Source organism: Shewanella sp. DC2-4 (assembly GCF_013248875.1).
GTDB classification, from domain to species: domain Bacteria; phylum Pseudomonadota; class Gammaproteobacteria; order Enterobacterales; family Shewanellaceae; genus Shewanella; species Shewanella oncorhynchi.
The window spans coordinates 4358138-4371661 of the sequence record NZ_JABRVR010000002.1; the positions used below are offsets into that span (position 1 = coordinate 4358138).

Annotated in this window: 11 protein-coding genes; 3 read left to right on the forward strand and 8 right to left on the reverse strand. The window is 45.4% G+C overall.

The annotated features are described in order from the left end of the window. Positions 1 to 98 precede the first annotated feature (98 nt). From HQQ92_RS19750 to HQQ92_RS19765, 4 genes are all read right to left on the reverse strand, one after another. Entirely contained in the window at positions 99 to 3557 is a 3459-nt protein-coding gene (locus HQQ92_RS19750; protein WP_173247877.1) for a zinc-dependent metalloprotease, read from the reverse strand. Positions 3558 to 3580: 23 nt separating this feature from the next. Then, on the reverse strand, positions 3581 to 4450 hold the full coding sequence (locus HQQ92_RS19755; protein ID WP_173247881.1) for a hypothetical protein: 870 nt from the start codon (positions 4448 to 4450) through the stop codon (positions 3581 to 3583). A 64-nt stretch (positions 4451 to 4514) separates the two neighbouring features. Next, the gene (locus HQQ92_RS19760; protein ID WP_173247885.1) at positions 4515 to 4934 is read right to left on the reverse strand and encodes a hypothetical protein; all 420 of its coding nucleotides are present in this window, start codon (positions 4932 to 4934) and stop codon (positions 4515 to 4517) included. A 301-nt stretch (positions 4935 to 5235) separates the two neighbouring features. After that, a complete protein-coding gene (locus HQQ92_RS19765) occupies positions 5236 to 6165 on the reverse strand; it encodes a LysR family transcriptional regulator (protein WP_173247888.1) in 930 nt (309 codons plus the stop codon). A 134-nt stretch (positions 6166 to 6299) separates the two neighbouring features. On the opposite strand from HQQ92_RS19765, the gene HQQ92_RS19770 reads away from it, so the two are divergent. Beyond that, positions 6300 to 7322, forward strand: a complete 1023-nt coding sequence (locus HQQ92_RS19770) for a zinc-binding alcohol dehydrogenase family protein (RefSeq protein ID WP_173247891.1) — start codon at positions 6300 to 6302, stop codon at positions 7320 to 7322. Next, on the forward strand, positions 7319 to 7603 hold the full coding sequence (locus HQQ92_RS19775; protein WP_168825853.1) for a putative quinol monooxygenase: 285 nt from the start codon (positions 7319 to 7321) through the stop codon (positions 7601 to 7603). Before HQQ92_RS19770 ends, HQQ92_RS19775 begins: the two co-directional genes overlap by 4 nt. Positions 7604 to 7650: 47 nt before the next feature. Here the strand turns inward: HQQ92_RS19775 and HQQ92_RS19780 are convergent, their stop codons facing one another. From HQQ92_RS19780 to HQQ92_RS19795, 4 genes are all read right to left on the reverse strand, one after another. Beyond that, a complete protein-coding gene (locus tag HQQ92_RS19780; protein ID WP_105250423.1) occupies positions 7651 to 8385 on the reverse strand; it encodes a fumarate reductase iron-sulfur subunit in 735 nt (244 codons plus the stop codon). Beyond that, a complete protein-coding gene (locus HQQ92_RS19785) occupies positions 8385 to 10391 on the reverse strand; it encodes a fumarate reductase flavoprotein subunit (protein ID WP_173247894.1) in 2007 nt (668 codons plus the stop codon). The genes HQQ92_RS19780 and HQQ92_RS19785 overlap by 1 nt, the downstream gene beginning before the upstream one ends. A gap of 93 nt (positions 10392 to 10484) precedes the next feature. After that, on the reverse strand, positions 10485 to 11156 hold the full coding sequence (locus tag HQQ92_RS19790; protein WP_173247897.1) for a fumarate reductase cytochrome b subunit: 672 nt from the start codon (positions 11154 to 11156) through the stop codon (positions 10485 to 10487). Positions 11157 to 11327: 171 nt separating this feature from the next. Then, entirely contained in the window at positions 11328 to 12050 is a 723-nt protein-coding gene (locus HQQ92_RS19795; protein ID WP_173247902.1) for a fumarate reductase cytochrome b subunit, read from the reverse strand. Positions 12051 to 12504: 454 nt separating this feature from the next. Between HQQ92_RS19795 and prmA the strand changes: the two genes are divergently transcribed. Continuing rightward, on the forward strand, positions 12505 to 13386 hold the full coding sequence (prmA, locus tag HQQ92_RS19800) for a 50S ribosomal protein L11 methyltransferase (RefSeq protein WP_105250427.1): 882 nt from the start codon (positions 12505 to 12507) through the stop codon (positions 13384 to 13386). Positions 13387 to 13524 lie beyond the last annotated feature (138 nt).

Here is a 13524-nt window from a genome sequence, read left to right on the forward strand (position 1 = left end):
CATACAAGATTGCATGAATAATAAGGCCGCTCACTGAGCGGCCTTTTGTTTATGTATAAAAAAAAGCCGCGAGTGCGGCTAATCTTGATTCAAGTGACTTAATCAAGTACAGGTAAGTAACTGAGCACTAACTGATCTCGACTTAGCTGGCTATCAATGATCTCCCCTACTGTGCCATTGTTTAACTTGATGGCAAGCGTGGCCTCCCCGGCTTGCGTCTTAAAGGTTTCCATCTCTTTAATTCGGTTGATCAGCGCAAGTGCTAAGGTGTTTTCTGCGGTTGCCGCGTACACTCGGCCATTTACCGTCACTTCTGCTTGAGTCGCCAATGCTGGGCCAGCTAAACGAATACCAACGTATTCACGCCATAGCCTGGCTTTTTGCTCGCCTTGATAGTCACTGTCCACGGATGCAAGCACCACTTGACGTAATATCATCTGCAGTAAATTACTCTTACCTTTTGGCTGCCCGTTAACAGTATCGAATTGGAAGTAACGTGATACCGAACGGTCGTAATTAGGTAATGGCTCAATACTTTGTTGCGCAAAATCAGTGTAATAAGGCAAATAGCTATCGAGCTTACCACTCACACCACAGCTTTCGGTAAAGAGGGGTGCATTACCACGAGTTAGCCCTGGGCCTTCGCCCATGGTCATCTTACACAACATATCTTTGAACACCGGACCCACATTAGGTAAATCAACCAATGCTTTATAACCAAGACTCGATGTACTACGTGGGGTGGTACGTGATACTAAGGCTCTCACGGCTAACAATTTATCTGGCCACACCCCCAAGACGTCGCGCTCATTCACATAGGGATGGTTAGGTGAGGATGCAGGCGTTTTAATACCGTTGAGTAAGCGACCCGAAAAGCTGACATCCGCCGTTAATAAATCCTGAAATTTAGGATTAATTTGCGATTTAATGATCAGCTCTTTCAAGGCTTCAGGAGAATCAGAGAACTGACTTATCACCTCACCTGGCTCAAACTTCGCCTTCATATCGCCGCTTTTAAAACGATATTGTTCAAGCACTTTGCCAAAATTATACTGCTGTCTTAAGGCCACGCTGCCATCGGCTTGCTTGTATGTCACATCGAGGGTCGCATCATTTTCTCCCACCAGCTTAAGGAAGAAATCTGCCGACTGATTCATCGCCCGCTGATTCGCGCAATACCAAGCCTCGCTACCTGCCGCCGCCAATCGTTCGCATTCACCAGCGAAAAAGTTTTCAGATAGACCAAATAATTGCTCTAAAAAGCTCACATCTTCAATGAATTGACGTATTTCATCAAACTGAGCTTTACGATTAATGGCGTAACTTAGGCTATGATCTTCAAATAAAGATTGACGATTATGGCGTAAGTTCATGGTCTCGTAGCTATCAAAATACTTCTCGATATAGAACTGATTAATATCATCTAAGTTTTTACCTGCATCACCACGATTACAGTTGCTGTTAAGGGACACATGTTCATCAGTGCAGTAAGAATACTGACGTAGGCTATTGTTTTGCTCAATGTTATAGAGCACACCAAATCGAGTATCTCCATTAACAACCCCTTTGGCGAGTTCGTCACGGCGTTTGACATCTTCCGCTTTGAGCGACACAAATTCGTTGGCCTTCGTTTCTACTTCACGGGCATAACCAAAACGTAACGCGGCTAAGTCATAGGGTTCAAACGTGGTCGCAAACCGATTCACGTTGTAATCCATTTGGCTGGAAAACTCGGCATTAACGGTAATTTCTGGGTAACCCGCATCGCTAAAGGCGACTTTTAACTCCGTCAGTTGCGCTTGGTTAAAGGTATTGTCGTGGTCGCGACTCCCAGCAAAGTTATGCCTTAAGCCAAAGGTATGTCCTAACTCATGGGTTAAGGTGCCAGCAAATGCTTGCGCGGCTAGGGCTGTCGTTAAGGAGTCTTGTAAACTTATGGGCAGATCTTCAAATGCCGCTAACTTACCGCCCACTTTGCCATCAACCCACATTTCAGCTTTTTTCCAGTCAATTTCATGACCTTTGATGCCGCGAGGTAATTCACGATCACTACCACCCGTAGCAAACACGGTATCCACATGCATCATTGAGTTTTCAGACCAAAACGCTTGTGTTTTTTTATCAAAATCCGCTAAGGCATCGAAACTATTATCCTTGGGAGTTAATAACATCGATTTGGGTGCAGCGATAAGTTGCTGAGTGGGTTGCTCAAATGCAGCCGCCTCAACTGGCGCGGTGTCTAGGCTGACATCTGGCTTGTCCAAACGAGAGACATATGGCTCACCCGTTAACGACGTCACTGAATTCGCGTCCAATTTACCTCTGTTATAATCTAAACGCACTTGGCGATAGTAACGTACTGCGCCTTGTTTTAGATTCGAGCTGTATTGATTAACTCGCGCACTAACAATTTCACCTGTTAGCGGGTTTGCCGCTGATGGACCATAACCCGCCAAGCCATTATCTAGCGGCTCATCGAATAAAGTGATGTTGCTATAACGTAGATCGCCATGGCGTTTATCGTTTGCTTGCTCAAGCTTTATCTGTGGAAAACCAGTTTTATACAACTTGTTTTGAATGTTAATTGCCGTAACAGACTCAATGGCAGCATCCAAAAAGGGTTTATTTTTCGCATCGTAGAAATTATTACTCAGGTAATAAGTCAGTTCCGATTTGGCCGGATTGAAGCGATTTAAGTAAGTTCGCACATACCCGTCAACGCCCTCTGAGTCAGTCGCATCACGATAGGTATGTGAGGAGGTAAAGAAACCAAATGCTCCCTTTTCATTTTCAGCATAGGGAATCGCTTGATAGTCTTTACTGGCTAATTGATCCACCGCCACAATCGAAATAAACTCAGTGGTCGTAAAGGATAGGTTGTCGAGGTTGCCACCGTAAAATTGGTTAAAGCAACTTGGTGAAGCTTGATAAGTATGCTCAATTTCAAAGTTAACCACGCCCTTAGCTAAATCCATCTCATAGCCTTTTTGGCCTTGAGTATTCACTAGACGCGGGGCTTCTGTTTCAGTAACGCATTCTCCAAAGGTGAAAATGTCATTAATGCTCAACTCGGCAATTTTGGCTTTGGCAAAATCAGGGACAAAATAGCGCTTATCCTGCCATGTTAAATTAGCATCTGTATTAACTTGCTCAACGTTAACGCACTCACGCCATTTATCTTCGGTACATTTAAAGTCGATATATTCGCCAGGAATGGTTAACACTGGCGCTTGGTTATACTCATTAGGATAACGACTGTCATGACCTAGTCCGATATTATCTCGGTCAATTTGACGTACTTGGATACCATTCTCTGTTTTATGCAAGGTCACCAACTTAGGATCACCTTGGGTAAAACCTCGCACCTCGGCAGCATAACGCGGAGCCTTACCCACGCTGCGAATGTAGAGATATTGCCGCTCAGTTGCTTTATCGATGTCGGCAGTGGTGACTTGCTTTTCATCTTTCGGGAGTTCTTTATAAGGCTCATCGCCGGCACCACACCCCACAAGGGTCAGTGCACTGGTGATCGCCAGACATAGCATGGACTTCTTCATAGATTCCTCTTAACTACTGTTTTTTATAGATATTTAGTAATTGACAAATAAAAGGTTGAACTCTTTTTGTCATAAATCTCAAATCCCTGAGATGTCCCCACTTCTGGGTTATAGAAACGACCACTATTGTTGTGACCAACAGCCAACACCCAATCAGGCTTAAACGACCAACCGAGTTCTTGGGCAAAGGTAAATTGATCATCGAGTCGACGACCGTAATAGTTTTTGGAAATCCGATAACGACCACTCATATCCAAATACCAATTGGCCGTTATTTGCCAATAAGCATCGAGTAATCCATCGAGTTGCTGTTCAACTAACACGCGTTCACCAGCGGTTTTGTATTGGTAAGCGTTGTAGCGATAGCGCGGTGAAAAATAAAAACTTAGGTTATCTAGCGGGCTCCAAAATAAGTACGCGGCAATGCGCGGCGCATATCGCAACCTATCTAGTTTTGATTCACGTTCTGCGGGTAAATACACACCTAAACTGCCTTTCAATGAGACGGTATCGGTTAAGGCATACAGTGGCGTGCGGTACTCCAGCAAAGGATCATAAAAACTGGACTCTTTGCCATGTAATGTTTGCTTTTCACCCCCAAGGGTAAACAGCACATTGCCCCAATTTGCCTTGTAATCGATACGGCTATCGATGTTGTAGGCTTGATAGGCGTAATAACTTTCCGAGTCATAAATGTTTCGCGTAAAACCCACATTAACGTAGCCAGACCATTTTGCTGCTTGTGCATCCGTTGCTAGCTCAAATTCATTGACGGCCAATGCTTGGCCGACAAAGGAGAAACTGGCCAGCATCACCTGCACGCAGAAAAACACAGACCATTTATTTCGTCGACGAGAAATCGACGAATAATATTGATTATTCGTTGGTTGCATAATAAAACCTTGATTTATATTTTTAATGAAAAATCTTGATAGTGAGCATGCGCTCTATTTAACGCTAGGATGTACTTGCTTGAATTGATTTCATCCAATTAAGTAAAACTGAATAATAGTTTTCTATATTAGTAATATAACTACGTATAAATATGGTTAAGACGAAATAAATAAAACCAAAAAAAATGAAAAAAGACGCTCCCAAAAATATGCTTTCAAAATCCGTTTGGGCAAACCCAGTCCAAAGGGGAGCGCTATATTCACCAACTATTACTATTGACTGATGGCTAACAGATTCACAGTGAAACGCCAACACTGAAGCCATTGATAAATAATTATTTTTAATAACACAAGAATCAGACAACGCGGCAATATTCACAGGTAATCTCACCCATAATATTCCAAATATCAGCCACTCACCCACAGCGAAAAGAAAACGCTTTGGTATTTTTGGATATTTTTTTATGGCTAATTTAGTTAACATTGCTCGTCAATACGTCATGCTATAAATAATCTCCACTGCGACATCACAGCTGAAGATATAAAAAGATACATTTATTGCATCATACGCACGAAAAAAAAATATTTACAACTCACACAAGAGCTAACTCATATTAAATTAAAATAAATATGAGTTAGATCAGAAAAATCCAGCAAAATTAAACATAAAAAACACAATGAGCAACAACCCAGCCTATCTAGCAAAACAATTTAGAAAACTTTATTTATAAATAAATAACAACATGCAGTGCGCTTATTTACATATACCACCATAATGCAATTGCTTAAGGGTATTGTGGGAGAATATGACGAGCCGCCAACTGCATTTGCAGCTCTTTACAACGTTGGCGTAACATTTCGCGAAGCAGTAACACCACGGGAGTGACATGCTCGCGTCCTGGGCACACTAAGTATAAATCGACTGGCTCCCCCTGATACTCAGGCAACAAACGTACTAATCGCCCTGAGATTAAGTCATCGGCCAGATCTAGACTCGACTTAAATACCAACCCTTTGCCAGCCACAGCCCAACGGCGGGCAATCTCGGCATCATTAGCACTACGATTGCCCGTGACACGCACTTTGAATTCTTGACCATCACGCCTAAATAGCCATTGATCGTGGGTGCGATCATCCAACTTATAAAACAAGCAATTATGCTCAACTAATTGTTCTAATGAATCAAGCGCACCAAACTTGGCGAGATATTCAGGTGAGGCGCACAAAACACGATCAACACTGCAGATAGGGAAAGCCACTTGGTTAGAATCCTGCGGTTTTCCATAGCGCACGGCGACATCAATTTTATCGTGGTAAAAACTGCTGATATTGTCGCCAAGGTGCAAGCGCACTTGTAGTTGAGGAAAATCGAGCAAAAACTCGTCGAGCCAAGGCACAAACAGATTACGGCCAAAGTCTGAAGAAACCGAAAGGCTTAAGGTACCAGATATTTTACCTTTATCACTGGCGATAGCTTGTTCGCCAAGCGCTAAATCGCTTAGCGCACGTCGGCAATGAATAAGATAACGTTCACCTTGCACAGTCAAACGTAAGCTGCGTGTCGTGCGGATAAATAAACTAGTATCGAGCTGTTTCTCAAGCCGTTTTATTGCTGCACTGGCAGAAGCAGCCGAGATATCCATCTCGGCTGCTGCGGCAGATATATTGCCGCAATCAGCGACTCGCACGAACAAAGCTAAATCATTAATTAGCATGATTATCAAAAATCCTTTGAAAAAATTACAAACTTTATCCTGTTTATCTCTTGGCTAATATTCCACACAATGGCTACACGATACAAGTACACTCAAACAAGTAGACTCCAGCAAGTACACCCAGAGGAATAAACATGAAAGCCATTGGTTACCAGACAGCAAGTGCAATCACAGCGCCCAATGCATTAGAAAACATCACGCTAGCCGAGCCAACTGCGACAGGTTTTGACCTTTTAGTGGAAATCAAAGCCATTTCTGTCAATCCGGTTGATACAAAAATCCGTGCATCTAGCTCTGCACCTGCAGGCGAATACAAAATTATCGGCTGGGATGCGGTCGGTGTCGTCAAAGCCGTTGGTGAGAAAGTCAGTCTTTTCAACGTTGGCGATGAAGTGTGGTATGCGGGCGATATCAGTCGCAGCGGAAGTTATGCAGAATATCAATTGGTTGATGAGCGAATTGTCGGCCATAAACCTAAAAGTTTAACCTATACCCAAGCCGCGGCATTACCTTTAACGGGGATTACGGCATGGGAGATTTTATTCGACCGTTTAGCTTTACCCCAAGATGGTTCGGCAACTGACGCCCGTATTTTAATTATCGGTGCGGCCGGCGGTGTGGGTTCAATCATCACTCAGCTTGCAGTAAAACTCACAGGTGCAGAAGTGATAGGCACTGCATCTCGTCCAGAATCCGCCGCTTGGGTGCACAAACTTGGTGCCGATGCTGTCATCGACCACACCAAGCCACTTTCACAGGAACTTGCGAATATTGGCATTACTGATGTGACCCATGTGATTAGCTTAACCCAAACCGATCAACATTTTGATGAAATAGTACAAGTGCTTAAGCCACAAGGAAAACTAGCATTAATCGATGATCCTAAGGGGCCATTAGATGTGATGAAACTTAAGCGTAAAAGCTTATCCTTACACTGGGAACTGATGTTTACCCGCAGCCTTTATCAGACCGAGGATATGATTGCGCAACACCACTTACTCAACCGCTTAAGCGCCCTTATCGATACAGGCGAGTTACAGAGTACGTTCGGTGAGCACTACGGCACCATTAATGCCCAAAATTTAATCAAAGCTCACGCTCAGATAGAGTCTGGCAAAGCGATCGGTAAAATTGTTTTAGAAGGTTTTAACCAATGAAAATAACAGTATTTGCCCAAATCATAGCGAATCAAGGCCAAAGCGATACGCTATTTAAGATACTCAAGCAACTCGTGACAGACACTCATACCGAGGCAGGCTGCATCGAATACAAACTGCATCACTCATTAGATGATGAAAATATCTTCTGGATGTACGAAATTTGGCAATCCCAAGCCGCACTGGATGAACATATGGCGAGTACGCACTTTCAAGCATTCGTCGCTCAAACCGCAGACATAATCAATCGAGCTGACATTCACAAAAGCTACGCCTGCTAATCAACAAAAAAGCGCCAAACACATTGGCGCTTTTCATCATTTATCACTTATCGAATCAAAGTCATGGCCATCTTGCGGCGTAAATACGCGATTTGCTGCATGTGTGGCAAATCCTTAGGACAGTTGTCTTGGCAGCCGAGTAAAGTCATACAACCAAATACGCCATCCTGATTGCCAATCACATGGTAAAAATCCTCGGCAGTACGAGCGTCACGGCTGTCCATCTCAAAACGAGCTATTTTCATCATGCCCACAGCGCCGACAAAAGTTTCACGCATTTGTTTCGTCGCACAGGCGGAAACACATACACCACATTCAACGCAGCGCTCTAGCTCATACAAACGCGCAGCTTCATCTGGATCCATAGGATCTTCAAGCCGATGCACGCTTATATCATTGGCCTTAGGGTGTAACCACAGCTTTAAGCGTTCGGCCAGTTCCCGCATAAACTTACCAGTGTTAACCGAGAGATCACCAATCAACTCAAAACCTGGCAGCGGCATTAAGGTGATTTCGCCCTTAGGATATTTGGCCGTTAAGGTGCGGCAAGCTAGCGTCGGGAAACCGTTGATCACCATAGCGCAGCTACCACAGATACCTGCACGACAGACAAAGTCGAACTGCAATGAAGTGTCTTGTTCTTCCCTGAGTTTATTAAGGGCGATAAATACCGTCATCCCCGGCGTTTCGGTAAGCTGATAACGCACCATTTTCGGCTTATCGTTTGGCTCCTGCGGATCATAACGAAAGATATTAAAGGTTAACTGACGACCTTGGCTCATTATGATTTTTCTCCTAACGCATTGGCAGATGGACTTTTTAAAGTATCACTTAAACGTTCGTTATTAGGTTGCAAGCTCTCGGGTAATTCAAAGGGCATAAGAGCCCGCTGCCTTTGATAGCGGTCAGCATCATCACCTAGCTCAGCTAAAATCTCGGCGATTTGCTGTTCACGCTTTTCGGTATCGGGATGCACTATGGCGTTGTTGATGCCATAACCACGATAACCCGGCGGGAGTTCCATCTTCATCACATCGAGTGCTTCGTAGTTAAGCACAGGTTCGAGTGCATCGGGATCCGGCCAGCTGGCCAAGGTGCGATTCAGCCAGTCTCGATCATTTCGCTGTGGATAATCCTCGCGAGCATGGGCACCACGACTCTCTGTTCGCGCTGCGGCGCCGCAGGCTACGGTTAGCGCCACTTTTAGCATACGCTTGACCCGCAGGGCTTCAACTAACTCAGGATTGGCGTGACGCTTTTTACACTTAAGTCCGAGTTTACGCGAACGCTCGAGCAACACTTTTAGCTCGGCAACCGCTTTTTCAAGCTCGGGGCCATTACGGAAAATCCCCACATAATCCATCATGATGCGCTGCATTTCGCGCTTGAGTTCAAAGGCGCTTTCGTGACCATCACCCTCGACCAGCACATCGATTTCACTCTGCACCTGCTGCATAAACCGTTCAGCAAGCTGAGTGTCGATCTCAAGGCTATTGTTCTCACAAAAATCGGCGACATATTTACCAATAATCATGCCGCCAACCACGGTTTCGGCCAACGAATTACCGCCTAAACGGTTAAAGCCGTGCATATCCCAACAAGCCGCCTCACCTACGCTAAATAAGCCTTTAAGCTGCGGACTTTCACCTGTGGCATTAGTCCGAATACCCCCCATAGAATAATGCTGAGTTGGGCGTACAGGGATCCAATCTTTAGCGGGATCGATCCCAAGGAAATTCTCACAAATTTCCTGTACTTCCCTAAGATTCGTTTCAATATGCTTGCGACCTAAAAGGGTAATATCTAGCCACAAATGCGGGCCATAAGGGCTATCGACGCCCTTACCTTTACGTATATGTTCAGTCATGCGACGCGATACGACATCCCGCGATGCCAACTCCTTTTTATCGGGTTCATAGTCAGGCATAAAGCGATAACCGTCTTTATCGCGCAATAAGCCGCCATCACCACGGCACCCTTCCGTTGTTAAAATGCCTACGGGAACAATGGCAGTGGGATGGAATTGTACCGCCTCCATATTGCCAAGCCTTGCCACGCCCGTTTCCAATACCAACGCTTGGCCAATGCCTTCGCAGATAATCGCATTGGTCGACACTTCATAAATTCGGCCATAACCACCAGTGGCTATCGTAGTGGACTTAGCCACATAGGCTCTAAGTTCACCCGTAATCAAACAACGAGCAATCACGCCATGGCAACGCTTACCATCGTGAATAAGTGCCAAGGCTTCGATACGTTCATGGACGGGAATATCCATGGAAATCGCTTTGTTATCCATAGCGTATAACAGCGAATGACCTGTACCATCGGCGGTATAACAAGTGCGCCATTTTTTAGTCCCGCCAAAATCACGGGCGTTGATAAGACCATGGGCTTCTTGGGCCTCATGTAGCGTGACTTTTTGCGCATTGACTATCACTTCCCTCGGGCCAGCAGTCACCCGAGACCAAGGCACGCCCCAATTGGCCAGCTCACGTACTGCCTTAGGTGCACAATGGGCAAACATCCGTGCGACATCTTGATCGCAGCCCCAGTCGGAACCTTTTACCGTATCTTGAAAATGCACATCCTCATCATCGCCCATTCCCTTAACGGCATTGCCTAAACTCGCCTGCATCCCTCCTTGAGCGGCAGCAGAGTGGGAACGTTTTGCAGGAATGAGTGACAAAACTAAAGTGTCAAGCCCACGCTCTTTCGAAGCGATAGCGACCCTTAAGCCCGCGAGCCCAGCTCCTACCACCAATGAATCGGTATAAATCAGTTTCACGCCTGCTCCTTAATGGGGTCTATTGTTTTGTGCTGTTTTTTTATGTTCGACATTCTATTCACTGATTAGCTTAATCATTGATTAAAAGCGGAATTAACTCGCGTAGGGTAAAAATGCCAGGAGCGAGGCGACGCCAACTGTGACAAATAGCACGCTCACTATGGTCTTGATCTTACGTAATCGACTGCGGTTGTTGAGATCCCGCGCCGCGCCCCATTTCAAAGCCACACGGTAAATACCAATTGCTGCATGTAACTCCACAGTGAGCAGCAAAGGCAGATAAACCATCCAGACACCTTGATTCCAAATACGATCGGCGCTTCCCTGAGGGCCAATGGTTTCGGGAGCCGAGCCAATAAGCCACAAATGCACAGGCAACAGCAGTAAAATCACAACACCAGTAATGGCTTGCCAGCGCCACAAGCGAGTATCGCTGTGGTTGATCACTTGCATTTGTTGGCGCAGAGCCCTTTGCTGACGCAGACTCATGGGTAATTTTTGCAATGCCACTAACACGTGCACTAACGCCAAAATGGCAATACCAATGGCAATACAAGTCACTACCCAAGGATAACCGTGTCCATCAGCGGACAGAAAACTCAGCTCCATAGTGCGTGCCACCCAACTCATGGCATCCGCACCCAATAAAATCGATGACACTAACACTAAGTGGGTCCACAAAAAGACTGCGAGTATTACCCCAGACAAGCTCTGGCTTAAATCCAGCCAAGCACTCCATTTTTTAATATTTAATTTGATCGCCATCCTATCGCCTCACGCCGTTGACCTTATCGAGCCAATCTCATTAAGTCTTATCGCAAACTAATATCGCTCACACATCCACACGAAAACGTGAGCCAGATCAATTGAGTGCTGAATAATTAACCTAATGCTTAATAATAGCAGTGAAACAAAATCCTGCTGCTAGCTTAAAGCCTACTCAGGTACGAAGGGCTGCACAGGAATACCGAGCTCGCTACCGATAAATAGATATGAAACAAGGCTCGCAGTACCAAGGCATAGCAAATAAATAATCAGCACCTTAGCGACTTTTCGTAGACCTGAACGTTTAGTGGTTATGCCCCACTTTACCGCCACGCGATAGAGACCAATCATGGCGTGTACCACTACAGCGGGAAGTAACAGCGCATACAGCAACCAAGCATTATCGTGATAAACCCGCTCAGCCGATAAATGCGGGCCAATTTCGGGATTCAAAATCATAGTGAAGAGGTGAACAGGAACGAGGAAAAATAAGATAAAGCCGGTGATCAATTGCCAAAACCACGCATGGGTATCCTTATGCTTGATATTCCCCATGTGCGAACGCAGGGCTCGCCATTGCCCTAGCTGCGCCGGAAAACGCCGCAGCGCCACCGCGGCATGTACTATCACCACCAATAGCATAAACACTGAAAACACTTTAGTGACTATAGGAAAACCATGTCCTGTGCTGCTAAACATGCCACCTTCAAGCAACTGAACGACCCGATAAAAAGCCTCTTTACCCAGCAAAATACTCGATTCAAAATGCATGTGTAATAGTAAAAAGCTGCCAAGCATAATCCCTGTCGCACTCTGCAGCCTATCAGCCTTAGCCGACCAAGGATGACCTAGCGGTGTACTCACCCTATTGTGAACTCGAGTTATGCTTGTCATCTTGAATTAACCTATGTCGTTTATCGTTGGCACCTCTTGGCAAACTACACCATAGCAGCAACTCAAATCAGGCTTGAGTGTCACAGATTTAAAGCGTGAGCCAACTCACCTGACGGAGTTAAACTCTTAGAAGATGATCACAAAAAACGTATCAAAACCAAACAAAGGTAAAACCAATTAACCAATATATTTCATAGTGTTATATCAAATAATAAAACTGACAATTCGCTTTTCAACACCAATCCATACCCGCCAGCTAACCCCTTGTCTGTATAGACAAAAGCGTAATACCAGGATAGCCAGTCGTCGAACCTAAAGCCTAGTGATAACCAAACGACCTTACCTAAAGCGCTTTAAATTCCCGCTACATCCTGCATTTTGGGATAGTTTGGGTATACAATACCGCGATATTTTGAACCCTTAGTTTATGAACACTCAGTCACAGGATGCCCCCATGCCTTGGATCCAACTCCGTATAAACACCAATAGCGATGACGCTGAAACCATCAGCGACTTGCTCATGGAAGAAGGTTCAGTCTCTATCACCTTCGAAGACGGTAAAGATACCCCTATTTTTGAACCTAAATTGGGCGAAACCCCACTGTGGCGCGATACCGTGGTAGTGGCCTTATTCGATGCAGAAACCGATCTGACACCGACCATCGCCATGCTGAAAACCTTGCCTTTCCTCGGTGAGAACTTCAGCCATAAAGTCGAACAAATTGAAGATAAAGACTGGGTACGCGAATGGATGGATAACTTCCACCCAATCCAATTCGGCACACGCTTATGGATCTGCCCAAGCTGGCGCGAAATCCCTGATCCAACCGCGGTTAATGTGATCTTAGATCCGGGTCTTGCCTTCGGTACTGGCACTCATCCCACGACAGCACTGTGTTTAGAGTGGCTAGACAGCTTAGATTTAAGCGATGAAGAAGTGATCGATTTTGGCTGTGGTTCAGGCATCTTAGCCGTAGCTGCACTGAAACTGGGCGCGAAAAAAGTCACAGGTATCGATATCGACTATCAAGCCATAGACGCCTCACGTGCCAACGCCGAGCGCAATGATGTCGCCGACAAGCTGGCGTTGTACTTACCAGAAGACCAACCCGCCGATCTCAAAGCCGACGTACTGGTCGCTAACATTCTTGCAGGCCCTCTGCGAGAATTAGCGCCTTTGATCGCAGAACGCGTAAAAACCGGTGGCAAACTTGCCCTTTCCGGCCTCCTCAAAGAACAAGCCCAAGAAATCTCTGACTTTTATAGCCAATGGTTCGATATGGACGCAGCGGCTCACAAAGAAGATTGGAGCCGCTTGACAGGTAAGCGTAAATAGCGCTAAAGGGTGGCGCAACATGCGCCACCGCTGGCTTCCAACAATTTAGCCTCTGACTTCTCGTCAATTAAAAGTCAAGAAAAAAAATTACCTCTAGGTCATTTATTGACCTTTTCACGGCCAACAAAAAGGGCTACT